The sequence below is a fragment of the Ensifer sp. PDNC004 genome (assembly GCF_016919405.1).
Classification (GTDB): Bacteria; Pseudomonadota; Alphaproteobacteria; order Rhizobiales; family Rhizobiaceae; genus Ensifer.
The window spans coordinates 2,543,357-2,567,371 of sequence record NZ_CP070353.1; the positions used below are offsets into that span (position 1 = coordinate 2,543,357).

Sequence of the window (24,015 nt, forward strand, 5' to 3'; positions counted from 1 at the left end):
GATCTCAGCCACCGGATGTGGTGGTTGGCATTTCCTTGGCGGCCTTCTTATCCTATAGGGGTGCGCTATGCCGCAGCCGCAGTCCCGCCCACGAGATAGCGCGTGGCGGGCCTTTTCGCTATGGTGCCGGAAAAATTGGTTCAGGTGGAGTTCTTCGTATGACGGATCAGCGCGTATCGGCCGATGGCGGCATGGAAACATCCTTCGGTTTCCGCAACGTCGGCACGGGCGAGAAGCAGCCGCTCGTCAACGACGTCTTCCACAAGGTGGCCAAGCGTTACGACATCATGAACGACGTGATGTCGGCCGGCCTGCACCGCGCCTGGAAGGATGCGATGATCGCCGCGCTCAACCCGCCGCGCCGCGAGGTCTACAGAACCCTCGACGTTGCCGGCGGCACCGGCGATATCGCCTTCCGCATTATCGAGGCCTCCGACCGCAAGGCGCATTCGACCGTGCTCGACATCAATGGCTCGATGCTCGCCGTCGGCGCCGAGCGGGCCGAGAAGAAGAAGCTCACCGCCAATCTCGATTTCGTCGAGGCCAATGCCGAGGACCTGCCCTTCGAGGCCAACACCTTCGATGCCTATACGATCGCGTTCGGCATCCGCAATGTGCCGCGCATCGACGTGGCGCTGAAGGAAGCGTACCGGGTGCTGAAGCGCGGCGGCCGCCTGCTGGTGCTGGAATTTTCCGAAGTCGAAATGCCGCTGCTCGATCGCTTCTATGACGCATGGTCGTTCAACGCGATCCCGAAGTTCGGCAAGCTGATCACCGGCGACGAAGCGCCCTACCAGTATCTGGTGGAATCGATCCGCAAGTTCCCGAACCAGAAGGACTTCGCGGCGATGATCAAGGAAGCGGGCTTCTCCCGCGTTTCCTTCACCAATTACACCGGCGGCATCGCAGCGCTGCATTCCGGCTGGAAAATCTGATCCCGATGAGCACGCCTGGAGCATATATCCGCCTCGCGCGGATCGGCTGGGTTCTCGTGCGCGAAGGCGTCGTCTCCGCCGTCCCGACCGAACATCTGCCGCCCTTTGCCCGTTTTGCCCAGAAGGCGGCCGGACTTTTGGCGCGCCGCAGGGTTCCGGGAGAAGAGCGCAGCGACCGGCTGTCGCGCGCCGTCGCCCGGCTCGGCCCTTCCTATGTGAAGATCGGCCAATTCCTTGCAACCCGCCCCGACGTCGTCGGCGCGGAGTTTGCCGCCGATCTGTCGCTGTTGCAGGACCGCATGGCGACCTTCCCGCAGAACGAGGCGAAGGCCGCGATCCAAGGCTCGCTCGGCCGGACGGTCGACGATCTCTACGCCGAATTTTCCGAGCCGATGGCTGCGGCCTCGATCGCGCAAGTGCATCCGGCGATCGTAATGCGCGACAGCGGCCCTGAGAAGGTCGCGGTCAAGGTCATCCGCCCCGGCGTGCGGCAGCGTTTCGCCTCCGACATCGAGGCGATGTATCTCGTCAGCCATATGCAGGAGCGGTTCCTGCCCTATACCCGCCGGCTGAAGCCGGTCGAGGTGACCAAGACGCTGGAGCAGACGACGAAGATCGAGATGGATCTTCGCCTGGAGGCGGCCGCCCTGTCCGAACTTGGCGAGAACACCAAGGACGACTCCGGTTTCCGCGTGCCGAAGGTCGACTGGGAACGGACCGGGCGTGACGTCGTCACCATGGAATGGATCGACGGCGTCAAGATGTCGGATATCGAGGGGCTGAAGGCGGCCGGCCACGACCTCAACCTTCTTGCCGAAGTGCTGATCCAGTCCTTCCTGCGCCACACGCTGCGCGACGGCTTCTTCCATGCCGACATGCACCAGGGCAATCTTTTCGTCGACGATGCCGGCCATATCGTCGCCGTCGACATGGGCATCGTCGGCCGCCTCGGCAAAAAGGAGCGCCGGTTCCTGGCCGAAATCCTCTTCGGCTTCATCACCCGCGACTACCAGCGGGTCGCCGACGTGCATTTCGAGGCGGGCTACGTGCCTTCGCACCACGATGCTGCGAGTTTCGCCCAGGCGATCCGCGCGATCGGCGAGCCGATCCACGGGCAGCCGGCCGAAACCATCTCGATGGCGAAGCTTCTGACGCTGCTTTTCGAGGTCACCGAACTCTTCGACATGCAGACGCGCCCCGAGCTCGTCATGCTGCAGAAGACGATGGTGGTCGTCGAAGGTGTGGCCCGTACGCTCAATCCGCGCTTCAACATGTGGAAGGCGTCTGAACCGGTCGTCGGCAAATGGATCCGAGACAATCTCGGACCGAAGCGCATCGTCACCGACCTGCGCGACGGCCTGCATGCCGCACTGCGGCTGGCCGAAGCCGCGCCTGAAATCGCCGCACGTACCGAGAAGTTCTCGAGCGAGATCATGGCGATGAGCGAAAACGGCCTGCGCTTCGATGCCGAGACCGCGCATGCGATCGGTAAGGCGGAGGCGAAACACACGCGCTCCGGCCGCATCGCGCTTTGGCTGATCGCCGCCACCCTCGTCTACATCGCCTGGCAGGTGACCTGACCGTCGGCAATCCGGTCGCCGAACCGGCTTGCTTTTCTACCCTCGCTTGCTATCGTCCCCTGATGGACAATCGCTCGATGCTCGCAATGGTGCTTTGCACGCATACCCCGGGGGTGTGCGGGAGACCTGTTGCGCTGACTTAAGGCGAAATGTCCCCCCACCAACCCTGCCGAGGCGAGCAGGGTTGGGACCTGTTTCCTCGGAACCAAAGAGAGGAAACAATGACCGACGCAAACGACCCTTCAGATATCAACATCCGCGCGGCCCGCGTCGTCGATTTCGAAGCGATCGCGGCGCTGATGAACCAGCCGGGCATCCGCTCGGGCACGCTGCGCCAGCCGTTCGCCACCCCGGAACAGACACGCAAGTGGTTGGAGAGCCTCTCGGACGACAGCGTCGTCATCGTCGCCGAGCGCGCCGGTCGGATCCTCGGCCTGGCCGGACTGCACCGCAGCAAGGGGCGCCGGCATCATTCGGCAGCACTTGGGATCAGCGTCGACGACAATCATCGCGGCGAAGGCATCGGTAAGTCGTTGCTGACCGCTCTGATCGATGCCGCCGACAACTGGCTCGGCATCAGCCGCATCGAGCTTACGGTCTTTACCGACAACGAACCCGCAATCGCGCTCTACCGCAGGGCCGGCTTCGAGATGGAGGGTACGCACCGGGCCTATGCGCTGAGGAACGGTGTGCTGGCCGACGTGTTCGCGATGGCCCGCATTCGTGAGCCTGGGGCGCCGAAGGCCGCTTGAAGGCCGCAACGGCCGGCAACCGGCACGGACTGTGGCCGGCCGATTGCGATCCAGCGCAACCGCCGGCACCGTCCTGTTCCATCCGGAACTGCGAATATCTCGGCTTCATGCGACTTTCGTCTCATGGATGACAAAGGTTCATCCCAACCCATCCGGAGGAGAGATCATCATGCGCAAGTTCATCGTCGCAGCCGCTGTCGCCATTACCGCCGCCATCTCCTTTGCAGCACCTTCGCAGGCCGGTGGTATTTCGATCGGCTTCGGCAACGGCTACTACGGTCATGGCTGGAGCGGCCGTGTCGGCTACGTCGGCAGCTATTATGGCGGACCCTACTACTACGAGGACGAACCCTATTGCTTCCTGAAGACGGTGAAGCGCTACGACAGCTACGGCAACCGCTACTACAAGAAAATCCGCATCTGCCGCTAAGCGACAGAATGAGGGAGGGCGCTTGAGAGCCCGGCCGCCATGCGGCCGGGCTTTTGCATTCCCACCCCCACCGGCGTCAAAACGATTCCTCTGCGCGGAAATCTGGTGTAGCTCGGATGCCGAGCCATTCTGAATTCCGCAATCGAGGAGGGTCGGCCATGGATCTTGGCATCGCTGGAAAACGCGCGCTGGTGCTCGGCGGCAGCAAGGGGCTGGGGCGCGGCATTGCCGAGGCTCTTGCCGGCGAAGGCGTCATCGTAGCGCTGACCGGCCGCGACGCGGCATCGGCCGCCAAGGTGGCAGCCGACATCAGCCCTTCGGCGCGCGGCTATGCCCTCGACCTCTCGAAACCCGAAAGCCTCGATGGCCTGCTGGACCAGCTCGAAGCCAATTTCGGTGCGATCGACATTCTGGTGCTGAATGGCGGCGGGCCGCCGCCCTCGCCTGCGTCGGTCATCGAAACGGACTTCTGGCGGGCGCAATTCGAGACCATGGTACTGGCTGGCATGCGCATCACCGGACGACTGCTGCCCGGCATGCGGGAACGCAAGTTCGGGCGCATCATTGCCGTCGCCTCCACCAGCATCCGCGAGCCGATCGTCGGGCTCACCGCGTCGAACGCACTCAGAAGTGCGGTTGCCGGCTGGCTGAAGACGCTTGCCGGCGAAGTCGCGGCCGACGGCGTGACCGTCAACCTGCTTCTGCCCGGAAGGCTTGCCACCGACCGCACGCTCAGCTTCGACCGGATGGACGCCGAAAGCGAAGGACTCGATATTGCAACCGTCGCAGCCCGCAGCCAACGCGACATCCCGATCGGCCGCTACGGCACGCCGGCGGAATTCGGGGCGGCCGCAGCCTTCCTTGCCGGCCGTCAGGCAGGCTACATCACCGGCGTGGCGTTGCCCGTCGATGGCGGCCTCAGCCGTTCGATGCTCTGATACGGTTCAGGGCATTTCCGCCGACGGATTGGGGTGACCCACGAAGGCGAGGTCATGCCTCGTCCCGGCTGTCATCGCCGATGAGCGCTGAGAGATCCTCTGCAAGCCGCGTGACTAGATCGCCGGCCTCCGGCCGGTAATAGAGTCCGATCTCCATCGTCTCGACCATCGGCAGCCCGTCCTGCGGCTTCACCACCCGGTGCCCGTCATGGACGACGCGGGCCGGCAGCAGGCTGATACCGAGCCCATCGGCAACCGCCGACTGAATGCTGGCAAGGCTGGAGCTGGTATAGCTGACGCGCCAGCGGCGCCCTGAGGCGTCCAGCGCCGCCACCATGTCGTCGCGATAGAGGCCGCGTGGCGGAAAGACGACGAGCGGCAGAGGATCGAGCGCCAGAACAGGATGGGCGGCGCTATCGATCCAGCACAGGCTTTCCTGCCAGCGTTTCACGGCCTCGCCCGTGCCGCGGCGCTGCTTGACGACGACGATCTCGAGCTCGCTGCGATCATAGAGTGACCGCAGCTCGCGGCTGAGCCCACTCGTCACTTCGAGCCTGACATTGTCATACCGGCGCGCAAAGGCCGAAAGCATGCGGGTCGTGCGACCGGCGGCAAAGTCTTCGGGCAGGCCGAGGCGCAGCGTCGCGGCGACCGATGCGCCGGAGAGAAGCTGCCGCGCCTCTGCATCGAGCGCCAGCATGCGCCGCGCATAGCCGATCAACTGCTCGCCCGCCTCGGTCAGGCGGACCTGACGATGGCTGCGTTCGAGCAGCCGATGGCCGGCCTGCTCTTCCAGCCGCAGGACTTTCTGGCTGACGGTCGACTGGGTGGAATTGAGCCGGCCGGCGGCAGCGGTGAAACCACCGCAATCGGCCACCGTCGCGAAAGCTCTCAGCAGATCCAGATCGAAAGGCTGACCATTCATATTTCCACTTGATAGCATTCATACATTTAATTTCCAAATGAATGCGGCAGTGCCTAAGGTCGCAGGTGGGAGGGCCATGCCGGGCGCGGGAGACGTTCGGCGACGACGCGTGTCTTGCGCCCTTGAAAAGGTCACGGATCGGCTCAAGTAGCCAAGAGATCGCGATGAGCGAGAGCGGCATGGACGGAGCCCCATCCGGGTTTCCCAGTTCCGCTCGTAACCGGAACCATTGCGATCGGTCGATCCATTCGACCGGCCTGCATGATCGGAAAGACCAAATGCGACCAAGACTTTTCGGCTCGCTGATCGGCGCATCGATTGCCGCCTTCAGCCTTGCACCTCAAACCGTGGGGGCTTCGATGCCTGAAAACCAACTGATCTCCGCCGCCGAGACCGGCGATCCGGAAAAAGTCAAAGCGCTGCTCAAGGGAGGCGCGAGCATCGAAGCGCGCGACGCCAGCGGTGCGACGGCGCTGCTCGCCGCCACCCATGAAAATCGCGTCGATGCGGCGCGTGCCCTGATCGAGGCCGGCGCCGACGTCAACGCCAAGGACAAGATAGAGGACAGCCCCTACCTCTATGCCGGCGCGCGCGGGCATCTCGAGATCCTGAAGCTGACGCTTGCCAATGGCGCCGACCTCAAGAGCACCAACCGCTATGGCGGAACGGCGCTGATCCCGGCCGCCGAGCGCGGCCATGTCGAGACCGTCAAGACCTTGATCGAAGCCGGCATCGACGTCGATCACGTCAACCGCCTCGGCTGGACCGCGCTGCTCGAAGCCATCATCCTCGGCAGCGGCGGTGAAAAGCACACCGAGATCGTACGCCTGCTGATCAAGGCCGGCGCCGACGTGAACCTTGCCGATGGCGAGGGTGTCAGCCCGCTGACCCATGCCCGCCAGCGCGGCTATGGCAAGATCGAGAGGCTGCTGGCCGACGCCGGCGCACGCTAGAAAGAACTCTCATGACCCAGGAACAGACCTATCTGGCCGAGGCAGTAACGCTTGCCCGCCGCAACATCGAGAAAGGAGGACGCCCTTTCGGCGCCGTCGTCGTCAAGGATGGCAAGATCGTCGGTCGCGGCGTCAACGAGATGTTGTCATTCGGCGACCCTACCTCGCATGCGGAACTGAACGCGTTGCGTTCCGCCGCCCAAAACCTTCGTTCCCCGCGGCTTGAAGGCGCCGCCGTCTATGCCAGCGGCCAGCCCTGCCCGATGTGTCTGGCGGCCATGCGCATGGCCGGGATCACCGAGATCGCCTATGCGAACTCGAATGCCGACGCCGAGCCCTTTGGCCTCTCGACCGCGGCGATCTATGCGGAACTGGCAAAGCCGCTTGCCGAGCAGGCCATGCGCTTCCGCCATGTGCCGGTCGACGATGCCGGGACGGCACCGCTTTACGCCGCCTGGCAAGAGCGGCAGGCCAAGGCCTGAGCCGCCGGGTCAACGCCCGGCCATCCGGATGTGAACAGCCGGGGCGGCCGACGGCCGCCTCGGGCCTTCCGTTCAGTCCAGAGGATCGGGGAAACGATGCCCCTTGCGGAACACACGTGCCGGCTGTAATCGCATAGGCGTTTCTTCCTTTTATGCCGCCCCATCTCTTAAGGAGACCGGGCGGTTTCCAGCCAGCAGGTGCCCGTGATGACTGCCTATTCCGAAAAAGCCGGCCGCTTCGTCGCGCTGCTTCTCATCGCAGGCTCCGGTGTGGTGACGATCGCCAAGGGCATGAGCCTGACCTTCCTTGCAATCCGCCTCCAGCGTGACTTCGGCCTCAACCCTGCCAGCATCGGCGCGTTGATCGGCGTGGGTCCGCTGCTCGGCGCGATCGTCAGCCCCTTCGCCGGCACGCTCTCCGATCGGATTGGCCGAAAAGCCGTGTTGACCGTCGCACTCTTCATGGCCGGACTGGCGCTGGCCGGGCTCGGACTGGCGCAATCGATCGCCGCCTTCGCGCTGGCCCACATCGTCTCCGCCGTTGCCGCCGCCGTTTTTGAACCGGTCGCACGCGCCTTGATGAGCGATGCGGCGCCTGAACATCTGCGCCTCAAGGTTTTCTCCTGGCGTTATCTCGCCATCAATGCCGGCTGGGCGATTGGGCCATTGATCGGCGTATGGGTCGGCGCTGCCTATGTGACGCTTTTCGTCATCGCGGGCGTCATCCACGCAGCCTTCGGTCTCGTGATCTTGCTCACGGTACCCGAGGCGAGCAGCAGGCAGGCTATCGAAGCCGAACGAACGTCAGGGAGTGCCGGTGGCTGGCGCGGACTTGTCGCCGCCTTGCGTGACCGGCGCCTGGTCTTCTTCGTCGTCGGCGGCACGCTGCTTCTCGCCGTTCACGGTCAGTGGTCGGTGACCCTGTCGCAGTATCTCAATACCGGCTTTGAGGACGGCGTCACGCTCTTTGCGCTGCTGGTTTCGACCAACGCGGTAACGGTGCTGGTCGCCAGCACGCCGGCCCGCTTCGTCATCGAACGGATCGGCGCCCTGCACGCGCTGTCGCTTGGCAGCCTGCTGTTCCTGATCGGCGAGATCGGCTTTGCCGCCTCGTCCGGAATGGAAATGCTCGTCGCCTCGATGATCCTTTTCACCATAGGCGAGGTGCTGGTCGTGCCGTCGGAATATGTGCTGGTCGACGGAATTTCCAACGCCGGCAACCGCGGCACCTATTTCGGTGCCCATTCACTCTCGACGTTTGGAAACTTCCTCGGGCCGCTCACCGGCGGCCTTGCGCTTGGCGCCGTCGGCGGCGCCGGCATGTTCCTGCTGTTCGGGGCATTTGCGGCGGCAGGTGCGCTTCTGTTTGCGATCGGCCATTCCATGCCGCCGCCGCGTCCTGAGGCTGCGCGCACCACAGCGCTCGACGATGGCGCCGCCACGGGAGACCTGCTGCGGCTGGGGCAGTTTGCTTGAGACCGGTTATCCGCCGGTCGCGGGCGACGCGTTGATCTGCTCCTGTACCCGTTCGAGTGGCCCCGGCGCCAGTGCTGCCGGCGGCTGATACGGATTGGAGAAGGCGTAGATCAGGAACAGGATGATGCCGGTATAGGCGCCGAAGAGGCAGAGCAGCAGCAGGTTACGCCGTCTCGGCGGATAGGCATAATAGGCGAGCGCGATGAAGATCACGCCGGAGAGTGCCGCGAACCAGAAGATGCTGTCGATCGAGTCCGCGACGTTGCTTTCCCGCTTGGTTCGGCTCTGCGAAACGTCGTGCAGCCGCTCCAGCATCTGGCTGCGCAGGCTCTCCTGACGCTTGTCGGCCGGCACGAGGTTCAGCACATGCTGGTAGGCCTTGTCCCAGAACGCCCAGGCCTCATTTGAAAGACGGCCCTTGTCGGCCAATGACTGCCACTCGCCGTCGATCACCTGGGACACGTAGGCGGAGATCGCCTGCTGGATCGGTGCCTTGAAGCCTTCGCCGTAGCGTGCGGCATCATAGTAGATGTCGGCGATAGCGCCGGCTTCGGTCGCCATTTCGTATTTAAGCTGCTGGTACTCGACCATCTCCTGCGCGAACACGAGAGCAAGGATCAGGCCATGCAGTGCCGAGATCCGGAAGATGACCGAACTGGCCAGCTCCTTGTCATGACCCTCGGCCTCACCGCCCATGATCAGCCGCATCAGGAAGTACGCAGCAAGCGTCAGTGCGACCGTGCCACACACGAAGAGTGCACCGAGCAGCATCTCGACGATCATGTCCCCTCCACAGCCCATTCTCCTGCCGCGGGCCTTCGTCAATTCTGAGCCCACGACCGGCGAAAGACAACTGCACGCCCCGGACCAGGCCCTGGGCGGCTGTCTTGCGGCTGGCCGAAACGCTATGCTTGCAGCGCCATCCACCCGTCTTGCCACCATTTCGACACTGCCAACACCTAAGCACCGCGCCAAAACTGGAGTAAAAACAAGATCATGAGTGCGCCAAGCGAACAGACAGTCCTCAAACAATCGATCGCGGCCACCGTGGTCGTCGGGGTGACGGGCGTTATCTTCGGTCTGCTATCGGGCTCGGTTTCCATCGTGTTCGACGGCGTCTTCTCGGCCGTCGACGCCTCTATGACCCTGCTTGCGCTTGGCGTGACGCAGCTGATCCCGAAGCCGAGCAAGCGCTTCCAGATGGGCTTCTGGCACATTGAACCGATGGTGCTGCTCTTCAATGCCGGCCTTCTGACCCTGCTTTCCTTCTACGCGATGGTGAACGCCGTGGGCTCCATTCTGTCGGGCGGCAATCACCTCGCCTTCGACTGGGCGATCGCCTATGCCGCCGTCGTCGTGGTGATCTGCGCCTTCATGTTCTTCTATGTACGCCGGGCGAACCGGCCGATCGGCTCGGAGTTCCTGGCGCTCGACGTGCGCGCCTGGGCGATGTCCGGTGCGATCACCTCCGCGCTGCTGGTCGCCTTTGCGATCGCCGCCGCCCTGAAGGGCACGGCTTACGAATACGTCACGCCCTATGTCGACCCGGCGATCCTGATCGTGCTGACGCTCTGCCTGATCCCGCTGCCGATCCGCACGGTCTTCCAGGCATTGAAGGAGATCTTCCTCATCGCACCCGCCGAACTCGACGAGCGGGTGCGGCAGGCAGCGGCGAACGCCGCCACACGCCATGGCTTTGCCGATTACCGCACCTATGTCGCCAAGGTCGGGCGCTCCAAGACGATCGAGGTCTATCTGATCGCAACGCCCGAAACCAAGGTCGGCACGCTCGCCGAACTCGACCGGATCCGCGCCGAGATCGGCGAGGAGATCGGTGATCCCGGCCCTGACCGCTGGCTGACGATCGCCTTTACCGGCGATGCGCGCTGGGCGGAATAGTCCCGTCAGGAAAGTTCGATCCGCCTGGTGATGCCGATCGCCTCCAGGAAGGCCTGGTCGTGGCTGACGACGAGCAGCGCGCCGTCATAGGCCCTGAGCCCCGCCTCGACCGCCTCGATGGAATCGATGTCCAGATGGTTGGTCGGCTCGTCGAGGATGAGGAGCTGCGGCGGCTTGCTGCCGCTGAGCACACAGGCGAGACCGGCCCGCAACATCTGGCCGCCGCTGAGACTTGAGACGATCTGCAGCGCCGCGTCCGCCCGGAACATGAAGCGGGCGAGCGCCGCCCGGCAATCGTTCTCGCTGGCCTCGGGATTGAGGCGCCGGAAATTGTCGCGGATCGACAGACGAGGATCGAGCAGGCTTACCTTCTGGTCGAGCATGGCGTGATCGACCAGGACGCGCACCGTGCCGGACCATGGCTGGAGATCACCCGTCAGCAGCGACAACAGCGTCGTCTTGCCCGAACCGTTGCGACCGGTAAGCGCAACGCGCTCCGGCCCGACGACAGAAAGCGACAGCCGGTCGACGACCGGCTTCCCCCGCTCATAGCCGACGCCGACGTTATCGACCTGCAGGACACTCCGACCGGCAGGCAGTCCGGTCGGCGGCAGGCGAACAGTCAGCGGCTGCAGGATTTCGATACGCTCGCGCGCTTCGGCGAGATCGCCGACTGCCTGGTCCCGCCGCCGTTCCGCGAGGCGGGCATTGTCGCCGCCGGTCTTTTCGCTCCGCTCTTTCCTGGCGTCGAGCAGGAGCAGCGGTTCGTCGCCCTTGGCGCGCTTGCGGCGGCCGGCGGCATCTTTGCGCGCCTTGCGTTCGGCCGTCTCCTGGGTCTTGCGCTCGACCTCGGCCAGACGACGCTCGGCATCGGCGAGATCGTGGTGAGCAGACGCCAGCTCGATCGCCTTGCGTTCGCGATAGTGGCTCCAATTGCCGCCGTAGGTGGTGGCGCCGAGCGTGGTCAGTTCGACGATGGCGTCCATCTCTTCCAGGAGTTCACGGTCATGGCTGACGACGATGGCGCCGCCGCGCCAGCCCGCCATCAGCGCAGCGACGGCCGCCCGCCCCTCGCGGTCGAGATTGTTGGTGGGTTCGTCGAGCAGGATGAAGTCCGGCTCCCTGAAGACGAGCGCGGCAAGCTTCACGCGGGTCATCTGCCCGCCGGACAGGGCGGCAAGGCGCGTTTCCGCCGACGCGTCCAGACCGACGCGCGCCAGCGCTTCCTCCATGCGGGCCTCCAGCGTCCAGTCGGCGGAAGCCAGTTCGTCAAGGGTGGCGCGCCCCTCTTCTGCTTTCTGCAGAACCGCAAGTGCGTCGGTGACGCCGAAGAGATCGGCGACGGTCTCGCCTGCCGCGACCTGAACGGTCTGGCTGAGCACGCCGAGGCTGCCGACAACAGTGACCTTGCCGCCCTGCGGTGTCAGCGTGCCCTCGACCAGTCGCAGCAGTGTGGATTTGCCAACGCCATTGCGGCCGACAAGGCCGGTGCGGACAGGACCAAAGGTCAGGTCGAGACCGGAAAGAAGGCTTCGGCCCTCAGGCGTGGACCACGAAATTTGGAAGAGTGAAATCGAAGCAGGCATGGATACGGTTTTCCCTGATGGCAAGTCGGTTCGGCTTGGCGGTCAGGGTGAAATCCATCGATGCGTGTATCCTGTTCAAATTTCTATCGCGGTCATAGATAGCATCGAATGCGCCCGTTTCAAGGCGGGGCATTCGATACAGTGTTTCGGAAGGCAGGGGATCAGGCGAGGCTGCGACGCGCTTCGTCGCCGCCGAAGGCGAGCCCGGAGGCCCGCACGCTCCGGTTTCGGCCGTGGTTCTTGGATTCGAGAAGAGCGGCATCGGCCCGGGTCAGAAGCGAGGCAACGGGCCCATCGTCCGGCGCCGCGGCAACGCCGACCGAGACCGACACCGTGCCCAGAATGCGGCCGCGATGCGAAAGCGGCGTCGTACCGATCCGCGTCCTCAGCCGCTCGGCAAGCTCAAAGCCCGCCGCTTCGCCGGCGTCGGGCAAAAGCACGGTGAATTCCTCGCCGCCGAAGCGGTAGGCACTGCCGGCATCGCCGACCGTGTCGACGATGATCTGGGCGACATATTGCATCACGACGTCGCCGGCATCGTGGCCGAACTCGTCGTTGAAGCGCTTGAAGTGGTCGATGTCGATCATCAGGCAGCTGAGCGGCTTGCCGTCCTGCCCGCGTGGCTGCCGGTTCAGCGCCTCGTCGAGGCAGCGCCGGTTGAGCAGGCCCGTCAGTGCGTCGCGGACGGCGAGATTGGTGAGCTTTTCGCGCAGTTGAAGATTGGCGACGGCAAGCCCGATGTTTTCGGCGATCAGCTCGAGATAGAGGCGCGACGCCTCGACCGCGAACTTCTCCTCAGACCGTTCCTCGAAATAGAGGAGCCCGATCGTGTCGCCCTGGGCCGTCAGCGGCACGCAGAGGCCGATCACGCCTTCATCGTCGAGGTGCTGGCAGGCAATGTCGCTGTGGCCGCGGTTGCTGACATGCGGCCGGCCGCGGCGGAGCCCCCAGCAGGCGCTGGAGGGAAACGTCGGCGCTGAATGCTGCGGATCGAGCCAGGTACCGACGCGCGACAGGAGCGTCCGGCTGTCGTTCAGCACATAGAGATGGCCGGCGAGGTTGGGAAAGACCTGCGGCGCGAAACGGGCGACGACCTCGGCCAGTTCGTCCTGGCTCTGGCAGGCCTGCAGCCGGTGCATCATCTGCAGGATCAGGTCCTTGGTCTGCTGGTCCAGCCGCCGCTCGGCATCGAGACGGTCCCGCTCCAGGCCGTTTTCGCGGAAGATATGGATCGCCTTGTTCATCTCGCCGATCTCGTCGCTGCGGCGATCGAGCGGGACTTCCACGGCGTAATCCTGCTCGGCAAGCCTTGTGACGATACCGCTCATGCGGGTAAGCGGCATGGCGACGCGGCGCTTGAGGATGAAATAGAGCACGCTCAGGAACAGGGCGGCGGTGATGCCGAGCATCGTCTTGGCGGCGGCCGCATACCAATCGCTGCGCTCCTGCGCCTCGTTGAGGGCCGCGCCGGTGCGGACGTTGGTCAGGTCCCTGAACCGCGCCACCGTCTCAAGAAGGGCGGTCTGCAGACGCTCGTGCTCGGGCCCAAAGAGCTTTTCCTGCGCGCCGGCGCGGTCACCCTTCTGATAGGCATCGATGGCGGCAACCTCGACCTTGTCGAGCGCTTCCGCCTCGCGAACGATATCCTGCAAGGCGGCGATCTCCGCCGGCGTCGCGCCAAGATTGGTCGCGGTCTTGGTCGCCTCCTCGCGGCGGCGTTCTTCTTCCTCGGCGCGGTGGAAGGCTTCGAGATGGCGCTCGTCGCCGCGCATCACATAAAGACGTGCCTCGTCACTTCGCGTTTCAGCCCCGAGCGCAAGCTCTTCGCCGAGTGTATCAAGCACCAGATGTTGCTCAACCGCCTGGCGTTCCTTGATCGCGCTGTCGGTCGACAGGATGAAGGCGGCACCAGAAAGCCCCGTCAGAAGGACGGTCACGCCATAGGCCCAGTTTGTGATCGCATTTATTCGCATGGAAGAAGCTTAGCCCCCGCGGATTGAGAGCGGATTAACCGCATTATCAGGCTTCGGCAACAGCCCCTGCCCCGGTTGACGCAAGCGGCGCGGCTTTTGTTCCGCCGCATTTCCTCGATCCGCTGGGCGCAACGCGTGTCCGCCGGCGGCACACGTTGCGCCTGACGGATCGCTCAAGTAGGTTCAATCCAGAGACGCTGGCAAAGCCAGCCGTCCCAAATGTTCTGGTATCGCGTAGGCTCGGCAGCCCATGCCGGGCAAGAGGACGGCCGAAGGGCCGGGTACAAATGACACTGTCGGGCAAGCGTATTCTCCTCATCATCTCCGGCGGCATCGCGGCCTATAAGAGCCTAGATCTCATCCGGCGCCTCAGGGAGCGCGGCGCAAGCGTGCGGCCGGTCATGACGGCGGGCGCACAGCAGTTCGTGACGCCGCTTGCCGTCGGCGCGCTTTCGGCCTCGCATGTCTATCTCGACCTGTTTTCGCGCGAGGACGAGCAGGACGTCGGCCATATTCGGCTGGCGCGCGAATGCGATCTGATCGTCGTGGCACCGGCGACCGCCGACCTGATGGCGAAGATGGCGAACGGCCATGCGGACGATCTCGCCTCGACCATTCTGTTGGCAACGGACCGCCCTGTGCTGGTCGCGCCGGCGATGAACCCGAAGATGTGGGCGCATCCGGCGACCCGCCGCAACCGGGCGACGCTTGCCAGGGACGGCATCCGTTTCATCGGCCCGGAAGCGGGCGAGATGGCGGAAAGCGGCGAAGCCGGCGAAGGCCGCATGAGCGAGCCGCTGGCGATCGTCGCGGCCGTCGAGGATCTTCTTGGCGGAACGCCAAAGCCGCTTGCCGGGCGCAGCGTCGTCGTCACCTCAGGGCCGACGCATGAGCCGATCGACCCGGTGCGCTACATCGCAAACCGCTCCTCGGGCAAACAAGGCCATGCGATCGCCGCGGCGCTCGCGAAACTCGGCGCCGACGTGACGCTGGTCTCCGGCCCGGTGACGATCCCGGATCCGGCCGGCGTCAAGGTCGTGCATGTGGAACGGGCCGAAGAGATGCGCGACGCGGTGCTTGCCGCCCTTCCCGCCGATGTCGCGGTCATGGTCGCCGCCGTTGCCGACTGGCGGGTGGCGACGGCCGCCGGCAACAAGATCAAGAAGAAGCCGGGCGAGGCGCCGCCGCCGCTGCTGCTTGCCGAAAACCCCGATATCCTGAAGACGGTCGGCCACCATGCCAGGCGACCGAAGCTCGTCATCGGCTTTGCCGCCGAGACCGAAAACGTCGCCGACAACGGCCGCGCCAAGCTCGAACGCAAGGGCGCCGACTTCATCCTCGCCAACGACGTGTCACCGGCAACGGGCATCATGGGCGGCGACCGCAACAAGGTGAAACTGATCTCGGCCACCGGCAATGATGATTGGCCGGAGATGGACAAGGACGCGGTGGCGGAGAAGCTTGCGGCCATGATCGCCGACGAACTGGCGCGGAAAGATCGGGGCTGATCCACCATCGCCCCTCTCCTAGGGTTAAATCCGAGGACTAACCCTACCCCGCCGGCGGGGCGAGGGGACGTGCCCTACCCAGCGACGGTGAGGTAGAGTGAAGACGGCGCTATCCTGTCCCTTCGCTCCGCCTGCGGGGAGAAGGCGGCGGCAACCTGATGAGGGGTCGACGACAAGTGCTGCAGTCGTGGATGCGATATCTCAAGCCAGCTGGCGCGACCGAACCGGCGTACCCTTGGTCGAAAACAACCGGACATCGACGCCATTCTCGCCGACGATGACCGCCGTACCGTCGGGGATTTCCACCCAGGCGCTGTCGTCGTCGTTGAGCGGCTCGGAAACCAGGCAATAGCCGCCGCTCGGGCCCATCGGTGCGGCATAGAGCGTCGGCGCCTTCCAGTCGGAGGCGTAGCGCACGGCGTAGAGATCCCGGCCGTCGGAGAAAGCGGCGGTGAAGCGCACCAGCACCTGCCGCTCCAAATGCTCGGCAAGCTGCTCGATGAAGGCCAGCGCCTCGGCGATGGCGCCGAGCGGATCGCGGTCGAGGCCGAACTGCATCGCGAGCAGGAACAAAAGCTCCGAATCCGTCGTGCCGGTGCGCGCCGAGTAGAGGTCGTTGTCGAGCATGCTCTCCATCGGCCGGCGCAGATGCTCGAAGTCGCCGATCTGGCCGTTGTGCATGAAAGACCAGCGGCCAAAGACGAAGGGATGACAATTGTCGCGCCTTGTGCCACCGCCGGTCGCGGCGCGCACATGGGCAAGGAAGAGCGGCGAGCGGATCTGCCTCGCAATGCTCTTCAGGTTGCAGTCGGACCAGGCGGGCAGGATATCGCGGTAGCGCCCCGGCTCGGGATGGTCGCCGTACCAGGCGATGCCGAAGCCGTCGCCGTTGGTGGCGGTCTTGGCCCGTGTCGCGCAATGGGACTGTTCGATCAGTGAGTGCGCCGGAGAGGTCACCAGTTCCTCGAGATACAGCGGCTCCCCGCGATAGGCTGCCCAGCGGCACATGCTGATTTCACTCCAGCTCCGCCCGGTTCACTCCGGAGCGATTCGTTAACCATGACGAAATCCGATGTTTCAACGGAACATGGTAAAAATGCGTTAACACATTCCCCCTTCGTCAAGGTGAGGGTAGCCGGAATGCACAGTTTTGGCTGTTTCGAGCGGCACAGGGCGTGCACTTCGCCCTATTTCGAACAAATATTCCATATTGACAAATCTTGCACAATTCATTTCATTTCGAGCCAATACGGCAGCGCCGCCAGGGAGGAATTCGGCATGGGCAGCAAGCGCAAACTCGGCATCGGCCTGATCGGCACGGGCTTCATGGGCAAGGCCCATGCGCTCGGCTTCACCATTGCCGCGCGGGTCTTCGACCTGCCCTTCGAACTCGACCTGGTTTCCGTCGCCGACGTGACCGTTGAAAGTGCCGAGCGCGCCCGCGGCCAGCTCGGTTTCCGCAAGGCGACGGTCGACTGGCGTGAACTCCTGACCGATCCGGATATCGACATCATCGACATCACCACGCCGAACCTCTTGCACAAGGAGATGGCGCTGGCGGCGATCGCCCATGGCAAGCACGTCTATTGCGAAAAGCCGCTGGCCCCGACCGTTGCCGAATGCCGCGAGATGGTCGAAGCGGCGGAAAAGGCCGGCGTCGTCACCCAGGTCGGCTTCAACTATCTGAAGAACCCGCTGGTCTTCCTTGCCAAGGACATCATTGAAAGCGGCGAGATCGGCGAAATCCGTTCGATGCGCGGCATTCATGCGGAAGACTTCATGGCCGATGCGCAGGTTCCGTGGGGCTGGCGCCTGAACCCGGCCAGCGGCGGCGGCGCGCTTGCCGATATCGGCAGCCACATCATCGCCTCCATGCGCCACCTCGTCGGCCCGATCAGCCGGGTGCTCGCCGAGACCATCATCCAGATCCCCGAACGCCCGGTTTCCGCCGGCTCCAGTGAAACCCGCGCCGTCGAGGTCGACGACATCACCCGCGCCTTCGTGCGCTTCGAAAACGGTGCCACCGGCAGCTTCGAGGCAAGCTGGATCGCAACGGGCCGCAAGATGCAGCACGATTTCGAGATCTACGGCTCGAAGGGCAGTATCGTCTTCACCCAGGAGCGGTTGAACGAAATTCGCCTCTACAAGACCGGCGACGACATCCGCACCCGCGGCTTCCGCACCATCTGGGCGGGGCCGGAGCATCCGCCCTATGGCGCCTTCTGCGTGGCGCCGGGCCACCAGATCGGCTTCAACGACCTGAAGGCCATCGAGGTCAAGGAGTTCCTCGATGCCATCGCCGGCGGCAAGGCGCCTTCGACAGATTTCCGCGAAGGCTACGAGGTGCAGAAGGTGCTTTCGGCAACCTATCAATCGGCCAAGACCAACGAATGGGTGCAGATCTAAGCGGTTCCGTGCTGCGCGTTGCGGGCACAAGACCGCTGCGCACTTTTGCTGGAAATGCTCTCTGTTTGGCTACGCATTCCCGGACGCAAAACCGCGGCGCACTTTTGCTGGAAATGCTGGAGGAAAAATAGAACGCCTGTTCTATCCCGTTCCCGACTAATCGATTAGGGTGAGGCCGAAAGCCAGACTGATATCGAGGGAGACGAGCGAGACATGGCCATGCCGGAAACGACGACAGAGGTGCCGCAGGATTTCGAGGCGCTGAAGGCCGCCATTCTGGAACGCAAGGCGGAGCTGCCGAAACGGCTGCGCCAGGTCGCCGCCTATTCGCTCGACAATCCCGATGAAATCGCCTTCGGCACAGCCGCCAGCATCGCCACCTCGGCCGAAGTGCAGCCGTCGACTCTGGTGCGCTTCGCGCAGCATTTCGGCTTCGAGGGCTTCTCCAGCCTGCAGCAGATTTTTCGCGCCCGGCTACGCGAGCGCACGCCCGGCTATGAGGACCGGCTGAAGGCGCTGAGCGCCAACGATCACAGCAAGCTCGAAAGCGGCTCGATCTTCAACGGCTTCGTCGCCGCCGCCCACCGCTCGCTCGACAACATCGCCTCCTCGGTCGATCCGGAAGCCTTTGAGCGCGCCGTCGATATCCTCGCCAAAGCCGACACGGTCTACCTGATCGCCAAGCGCCGCTCCTATCCGATCTCCAGCTACATGGCCTATGCCTTCGGCAAGCTGAAGGTGAAGTACCAACTCGTCGGCACCGCCGCTGGCATCGACGAAGACATGCTGGCCATGGCGACGAAGAACGATGCCGCCTTTGCCGTCAGCTTCTCGCCCTATGCGTCTGAAAGTGCCGCCCAGGCGCGGCTTCTCGCCGAACGCAAGGTGCCGGTCGTGTCGCTGACGGACTCGGCCTTCTCGCCGCTCGCGGAATCCTCGAAGGTCTGGTTCGAACTGGTCGAGGCCGACCATGCCGGCTTCCGTTCGCTTTCAGCCAGCATGGCCTTTGCCATGGCCCTGACGGTCGCCATTGCCGAGAAGCGCCAGCGCCTCGCCGAGGGCGATTAGGCGAAACGGAACAGATAGAATGAAAATTCCATATTGACGAAACGTCGGAATTTATGTTTCATACGACCATCACCCACAGTACGGAAATGGTCGGGCCCGCCAAGGTGTCCGCGGGGAGGAAGCAGTGAGCCAGAACGTTTCGGCACAGGGAGCAAAGCCGCTCGACCTGATCACCATCGGCCGGGCCTCGGTCGATCTCTACGGCCAGCAGATCGGCACGCGGCTTGAGGATGTTTCGAGTTTTGCGAAGTCCGTCGGCGGCTGCCCGTGCAACATCTCGGTCGGTACGGCGCGCCTCGGTCTGAAGTCAGCACTTCTGACCCGCGTCGGCGACGAGCAGATGGGCCGCTTCATCCGCGAGCAGCTTACCCGTGAAGGCGTCGAGACCCGCGGCATTGTCACCGATCCGGAGCGGCTGACGGCGCTCGCGATCCTCGCGGTCGAAAACGACAAGACCTTCCCGCTGCTCTTCTATCGCGACAACTGCGCCGACAACGCGCTTTGCGAAGACGACGTTTCGGAAGAATTCATCCGCTCCGCCCGCGCCGTGCTTGTCTCCGGCACGCATTTTTCCAAGCCGAACACCGACGCTGCCCAGCGCAAGGCGATCCGCATCGCCAAGGAAAACGGCGCGAAGGTCGTCTTCGACATCGACTACCGCCCGAACCTCTGGGGCCTTGCCGGCCATGACGCCGGCGAGAGCCGATACATCGCGTCGGATCGCGTTTCGGCGCACCTGAAGACCGTTCTCGCCGACTGCGACCTGATCGTCGGGACCGAAGAGGAAGTGCTGATTGCGTCCGGCGAAAGCGACCTCTTGCAGGCGCTGAAGACGATCCGCTCGCTGTCCAAGGCGACGATTGTCTTGAAGCGCGGGCCGATGGGCTGCATCGTTTATGACGGTCCGATCACCGACGACCTCGAAGACGGCATCGTCGGTAAGGGCTTCCCGATCGAGGTCTATAACGTGCTCGGAGCCGGCGACGCCTTCATGTCCGGCTTTCTGCGCGGCTGGCTGAAAAACGAACCGCACGCGACGTCGGCCACCTGGGCCAATGCCTGTGGTGCCTTCGCCGTCTCCCGCCTTCTCTGCGCGCCTGAAATCCCGACCTGGACGGAACTGCAATTCTTCCTGGAAAAGGGCAGCAAGGAGCGAGCCCTGCGCAAGGACGAGGCGATCAACCACGTTCACTGGGCGACCACCCGCCGCCGCGACATTCCGCTTCTGATGGCACTGGCGATCGACCACCGCAGCCAACTCGAAGACATGGCCGCCGGCGACCAGTCCTTGCTGGACCGCATTCCGGCCTTCAAGGTGCTGGCGGTGAAGGCCGCCGCACAGGTCGCGGCCGGCCGCTCCGGCTTCGGCATGCTGATCGACGACAAATACGGCCGTGACGCGCTTTACGCCGCCGGCGCCCATCGCGATTTCTGGATCGGCAAACCGATCGAGCTTCCGGGCTCGCGGCCGCTGCAATTCGAATTCAGCCAGGATCTCGGCAGCCGCCTGATCGACTGGCCGGTCGATCACTGCATCAAGGTCCTCTCCTTCTATCACCCGGATGATCCGGCAGAGCTGAAAGCTCAGCAGGTGGCAAAGCTGCGCTCGGCCTTCGAGGCGGCGCGCAAGGTTGGCCGTGAGATCCTGATCGAGATCATTGCCGGCAAGCATGGCAAGCTCGACGACCAGACCATTCCGCGGGCGCTGACCGAGCTCTACGATGCCGGCCTCAAGCCGGACTGGTGGAAGCTCGAGCCGCAGGCAAGCCGCGGCGCCTGGGCAGCGATCGATGCCGTCATCGAAGCCCGGGATCCGCTCTGCCGCGGCGTGGTGCTCTTGGGCCTCGAGGCGCCCTATGAGCAGCTGAAGGACGGATTTGCCGCCGCTCGCACCTCGAAGACGGTTCGCGGCTTTGCCGTCGGCCGCACGATCTTCGCCGATGCCGGCAGGGCCTGGCTCGGCGGCACGATGAGCGACGAACAGGCGATCGCCGACATGGCCGGAAAGTTCAAGGCCCTGGTCGATCTCTGGCTGCAACTGGGTGAAACAAAGGCGGCATAGGATCGACTCCAAACGTCGGACGATGCAGCAAGCAGGGTGGAACGGGACGATTCCGCCACGAGGAGGAAACAGATTATGAGCCAGAAGACCGTGCGCCTGACCATGGCACAGGCCGTGGCGCAGTTCCTGACACGCCAGATGACCGTCATCGATGGCAAGAAGGTACCGATCTTCGGCGGCGTCTTCGCGATCTTCGGTCACGGCAACGTCGCCGGCGTCGGCGAAGCGCTGCATGCGATCAAGGACACGCTGCCGACCTACCGCGCCCAGAACGAGCAGGGCATGGCCAATGCCGCGATCGCCTTTGCCAAGGCGAGCTTCCGCCGCCGCTTCATGGCCTGCACCACCTCGATCGGCCCCGGCGCGCTCAACATGGTGACCTCGGCGGCGCTTGCCCACGTCAACCGCCTGCCGGTGCTCTTCCTGCCGGGCGACGTCTTTGCCAACCGCCGTCCCGATCCGGTACTGCAGCAGGTGGAAAGCTTCGGCGACGGCACGATCTCGGCGAACGACTGCTTCCGCCCGGTGTCGCGCTATTTCGACCGCATCACCCGGCCCGAACAGATCATCCCGGCGCTGCGCCGTGCCATGCAGGTACTGACCGACCCGGCCGATTGCGGCCCGGTGACGCTGTCGCTCTGCCAGGACGTTCAGGCCGAAGCCTATGACTATCCGGAAAACTTCTTTGACGAGAAGGTCTGGGTGCCGCGCCGCATCGAGCCCGATCTCGACGAACTGGCGACGGCGATTGCGGCGCTGAAGGCAGCGAAGAAGCCGATCATCATCGCCGGCGGCGGCGTGCTTTATTCGGAAGCGAGCAAGGAACTCGGCGATTTCGCCGAACGCCACGGCATCCCGGTCGTCGAGACCCAGGCCGGCAAGTCGGCGCTGCCGCATTCGCATACGCTCAACATGGGCTCGGTCGGCGTTACCGGAACCTCCGCCTCCAACGCGCTTGCCGAGGAGGCCGACGTGGTCCTCGCCGTAGGCTCGCGCCTGCAGGACTTCACGACCGGCTCCTGGGCGCTCTTCAAGAACGAAGGCTTGAAGATCATCGGCCTCAACGTCCAGCCTTTCGACGCCGGCAAGCACAACGGACTGCCGCTGATTGCCGACGCGCGTGCCGGCCTTAACCGCATCTCCGGCGGGCTCGGCAGCTACAAGGCCGATCCGAGCTGGACCGCCAAGGCCAAGTCCGGCAAGGCTGAATGGCTGGCGGTCGCCGACAAGGCAACGGCCACGACCAATGCGGCCCTTCCCTCCGACGCCCAGGTGATCGGCGCCGTGCAGCGCGCCCGCGGAGCCAAGAACACGACGCTCGTCTGCGCTGCAGGTGGTCTGCCGGGTGAGCTGCACAAGCTGTGGCAGGCGGAAGAGCCCGGCGGCTACCACATGGAATACGGCTTCTCGACCATGGGCTACGAAGTGGCCGGCGGTCTCGGCGTCAAGCTCGCCAAGCCCGAGAGCGACGTGATCGTCATGGTCGGTGACGGCAGCTACATGATGCTAAATTCGGAGATCGCCTCTTCGATCATGCTCGGCGCCAAGTTCACCATCGTGCTGCTCGACAATGCCGGCTACGGCTGCATCAATCGGCTGCAGATGGGCACCGGCGGCGCCAACTTCAACAATCTCCTGAAGGACACGCATCACGTCGAACTGCCACAGATCGACTTTGCGGCGCATGCCGGCGCGATGGGCGCCGTCACCCGCAAGGTCGGCTCGATCTCCGAGCTCGAAGCAGCGCTCAAGGAGACCGCGAGCGAGACGCGCACGACCGTGATCGTCATCGACACCGACCCGCTGATCACCACCGAGGCCGGCGGCCACTGGTGGGACGTCGCAGTGCCCGAGGTCTCAGGTCGCAGCCAAGTCAACGCGGCGCGTGACGGCTACGAGAAGGCGCTCGCCGCCCAGCGCTTCGGCTAAGATTGCCCTTTCGGCGCCCGCGTTTTCGCGCGGGCGCTTTTCCCGTTTATGCTCACAAGATATCCGCCTTGCGCGGATGGCATCAGAAAGTGAAAGACATGATCCGCTACGGAACCAACCCGATCGCCTGGAGCAACGACGACGATCATTCGATCGGCGCGCATCTGACGCTCGAGGACTGCCTGTCCGATTGCCAGAAGATCGGCTTCGACGGCATCGAGAAGGGCCACAAGATGCCGTCCGATCCGGAAGCACTGAAGCAGAAGCTCGGCGCCTACGACCTCGTCTTCGTTTCCGGCTGGCACTCGACCAACCTGCTCACCCATGACGTCGAGGCCGAGAAGAAGGCGATCCAGCCGCATCTCGACCTCCTGAAGCACAATGGCTGCAAGGTGGCGATCGTCTGCGAAACCTCGAACGCCATCCATGGCGACGACGGAAAGTCGGTCGCCAACGACAAGCCGGTCCTGCCGGCTGACCAGTGGAAGACGTTTGGCGCCGATCTCGAAGCGATCGCGCAATATTGCGCCGATCAGGGCATCGACCTCGTCTACCACCACCACATGGGCACGATCGTCCAGACCGGTGAGGAAATCGATCTCCTGATGCAGAACACCGGCCCGGCGACCAAGTTGCTGCTCGACACCGGCCACGCCTGGTTCGGCGGTTCGGATCCGGCCGAGGTCGCGAAGAAATACATGCACCGCGTCCGCCACATCCATTGCAAGAACGTACGGCCCGCCGTCCGCAAGGTCGTCGAGGGCGAAGGCCTCTCCTTCCTCGAAGGCGTGCGCCGTGGCGTCTTCACGGTTCCGGGCGATAGCGAAGGCGGGGTCGACTTCCTGCCCGTGCTGAAGATCGCCGCAGAACACAACTATTCAGGCTGGCTGGTGATCGAGGCGGAGCAGGATTCGGCGGTGCGCAACCCGTTCGAGTACCAGTCGCTCGGGCTGAAGTCGCTGAAGGCCTTTGCCAAGGAAGCCGGGCTCGACAAGTAAGCCCAGACTTTCGGTCGCCGGGTTCGATGGGACCGGCCCGTCATCCGCACGGTGAGGAAAGCCCTCATCCGGCTAACGCCACCTTCTCCCCGCGAGCGGGGAGTGGGCTAGCCTT

The 24,015-nt window shown here is 64.2% G+C and carries 20 protein-coding genes; 15 read left to right on the forward strand and 5 right to left on the reverse strand.

Features of this window, described 5'->3' with window-relative positions:
• The first annotated feature begins 158 nt into the window (after window positions 1–158).
• The 5 genes from ubiE (at window position 159) to JVX98_RS20605 (ending at window position 4,635) form a co-directional block, all read left to right on the forward strand.
• Entirely contained in the window at window positions 159–935 is a 777-nt protein-coding gene (ubiE, locus tag JVX98_RS20585) for a bifunctional demethylmenaquinone methyltransferase/2-methoxy-6-polyprenyl-1,4-benzoquinol methylase UbiE (protein WP_205237247.1), read from the forward strand.
• Between the two features lie 5 nt (window positions 936–940).
• A complete protein-coding gene (ubiB, locus tag JVX98_RS20590) occupies window positions 941–2,515 on the forward strand; it encodes a 2-polyprenylphenol 6-hydroxylase (RefSeq protein ID WP_205237248.1) in 1,575 nt (524 codons plus the stop codon).
• Window positions 2,516–2,736: 221 nt separating this feature from the next.
• A complete protein-coding gene (locus tag JVX98_RS20595) occupies window positions 2,737–3,267 on the forward strand; it encodes a GNAT family N-acetyltransferase (RefSeq protein WP_205237249.1) in 531 nt (176 codons plus the stop codon).
• A gap of 169 nt (window positions 3,268–3,436) precedes the next feature.
• A complete protein-coding gene (locus JVX98_RS20600) occupies window positions 3,437–3,697 on the forward strand; it encodes a hypothetical protein (protein ID WP_034797516.1) in 261 nt (86 codons plus the stop codon).
• 158 nt (window positions 3,698–3,855) lie between these two features.
• The gene (locus JVX98_RS20605; RefSeq protein WP_205237250.1) at window positions 3,856–4,635 is read left to right on the forward strand and encodes an SDR family oxidoreductase; all 780 of its coding nucleotides are present in this window, start codon (window positions 3,856–3,858) and stop codon (window positions 4,633–4,635) included.
• Between the two features lie 52 nt (window positions 4,636–4,687).
• Here JVX98_RS20605 and JVX98_RS20610 read toward each other — a convergent pair whose 3' ends face one another.
• Window positions 4,688–5,560, reverse strand: coding sequence for a LysR family transcriptional regulator (locus tag JVX98_RS20610; RefSeq protein ID WP_205237251.1), 873 nt, complete (start codon window positions 5,558–5,560; stop codon window positions 4,688–4,690).
• 359 nt (window positions 5,561–5,919) lie between these two features.
• On the opposite strand from JVX98_RS20610, the gene JVX98_RS20615 reads away from it, so the two are divergent.
• The 3 genes from JVX98_RS20615 (at window position 5,920) to JVX98_RS20625 (ending at window position 8,471) form a co-directional block, all read left to right on the forward strand.
• Window positions 5,920–6,513 carry an ankyrin repeat domain-containing protein gene (locus tag JVX98_RS20615; RefSeq protein WP_205239491.1) on the forward strand — a complete coding sequence of 198 codons (594 nt, stop codon included), beginning with the start codon at window positions 5,920–5,922 and terminating at the stop codon, window positions 6,511–6,513.
• Between the two features lie 11 nt (window positions 6,514–6,524).
• Complete coding sequence (locus tag JVX98_RS20620; protein ID WP_205237252.1) at window positions 6,525–6,995, forward strand: nucleoside deaminase; 471 nt, start codon at window positions 6,525–6,527, stop codon at window positions 6,993–6,995.
• Between the two features lie 207 nt (window positions 6,996–7,202).
• Window positions 7,203–8,471: an MFS transporter gene (locus JVX98_RS20625; RefSeq protein WP_246764916.1), complete on the forward strand. Its 1,269-nt coding sequence runs from the start codon at window positions 7,203–7,205 to the stop codon at window positions 8,469–8,471.
• A gap of 6 nt (window positions 8,472–8,477) precedes the next feature.
• Here JVX98_RS20625 and JVX98_RS20630 read toward each other — a convergent pair whose 3' ends face one another.
• Window positions 8,478–9,254 (reverse strand): DUF4239 domain-containing protein, encoded by a 777-nt coding sequence (locus JVX98_RS20630; protein WP_205237254.1) that lies wholly within the window; start codon window positions 9,252–9,254, stop codon window positions 8,478–8,480.
• Window positions 9,255–9,467: 213 nt separating this feature from the next.
• Here JVX98_RS20630 and JVX98_RS20635 point away from each other — a divergent pair, with 213 nt between their 5' ends.
• A complete protein-coding gene (locus JVX98_RS20635; RefSeq protein WP_205237255.1) occupies window positions 9,468–10,370 on the forward strand; it encodes a cation diffusion facilitator family transporter in 903 nt (300 codons plus the stop codon).
• 5 nt (window positions 10,371–10,375) lie between these two features.
• On the opposite strand, the gene JVX98_RS20640 is transcribed toward JVX98_RS20635, so the two are convergent.
• Together JVX98_RS20640 and JVX98_RS20645 are read right to left on the reverse strand one after the other, a co-directional pair.
• Complete coding sequence (locus JVX98_RS20640) at window positions 10,376–11,956, reverse strand: ABC-F family ATP-binding cassette domain-containing protein (protein ID WP_205237256.1); 1,581 nt, start codon at window positions 11,954–11,956, stop codon at window positions 10,376–10,378.
• A 161-nt stretch (window positions 11,957–12,117) separates the two neighbouring features.
• A complete protein-coding gene (locus JVX98_RS20645; protein ID WP_205237257.1) occupies window positions 12,118–13,929 on the reverse strand; it encodes a diguanylate cyclase in 1,812 nt (603 codons plus the stop codon).
• A gap of 287 nt (window positions 13,930–14,216) precedes the next feature.
• Here JVX98_RS20645 and coaBC point away from each other — a divergent pair, with 287 nt between their 5' ends.
• Window positions 14,217–15,437: a bifunctional phosphopantothenoylcysteine decarboxylase/phosphopantothenate--cysteine ligase CoaBC gene (gene coaBC, locus JVX98_RS20650; protein ID WP_205237258.1), complete on the forward strand. Its 1,221-nt coding sequence runs from the start codon at window positions 14,217–14,219 to the stop codon at window positions 15,435–15,437.
• Between the two features lie 201 nt (window positions 15,438–15,638).
• On the opposite strand, the gene JVX98_RS20655 is transcribed toward coaBC, so the two are convergent.
• A complete protein-coding gene (locus tag JVX98_RS20655; RefSeq protein WP_192448053.1) occupies window positions 15,639–16,445 on the reverse strand; it encodes a class II glutamine amidotransferase in 807 nt (268 codons plus the stop codon).
• A 270-nt stretch (window positions 16,446–16,715) separates the two neighbouring features.
• Here JVX98_RS20655 and JVX98_RS20660 point away from each other — a divergent pair, with 270 nt between their 5' ends.
• The 5 genes from JVX98_RS20660 (at window position 16,716) to iolE (ending at window position 23,900) form a co-directional block, all read left to right on the forward strand.
• A complete protein-coding gene (locus tag JVX98_RS20660) occupies window positions 16,716–17,843 on the forward strand; it encodes a Gfo/Idh/MocA family protein (RefSeq protein ID WP_205237259.1) in 1,128 nt (375 codons plus the stop codon).
• A 213-nt stretch (window positions 17,844–18,056) separates the two neighbouring features.
• Window positions 18,057–18,911, forward strand: a complete 855-nt coding sequence (locus JVX98_RS20665) for a MurR/RpiR family transcriptional regulator (protein ID WP_205237260.1) — start codon at window positions 18,057–18,059, stop codon at window positions 18,909–18,911.
• 124 nt (window positions 18,912–19,035) lie between these two features.
• Window positions 19,036–20,973, forward strand: a complete 1,938-nt coding sequence (gene iolC, locus JVX98_RS20670) for a 5-dehydro-2-deoxygluconokinase (protein ID WP_205237261.1) — start codon at window positions 19,036–19,038, stop codon at window positions 20,971–20,973.
• Between the two features lie 75 nt (window positions 20,974–21,048).
• A complete protein-coding gene (gene iolD / locus JVX98_RS20675) occupies window positions 21,049–22,902 on the forward strand; it encodes a 3D-(3,5/4)-trihydroxycyclohexane-1,2-dione acylhydrolase (decyclizing) (RefSeq protein ID WP_205237262.1) in 1,854 nt (617 codons plus the stop codon).
• A gap of 98 nt (window positions 22,903–23,000) precedes the next feature.
• Window positions 23,001–23,900, forward strand: a complete 900-nt coding sequence (gene iolE, locus JVX98_RS20680) for a myo-inosose-2 dehydratase (RefSeq protein WP_205237263.1) — start codon at window positions 23,001–23,003, stop codon at window positions 23,898–23,900.
• Window positions 23,901–24,015: the final 115 nt, after the last annotated feature.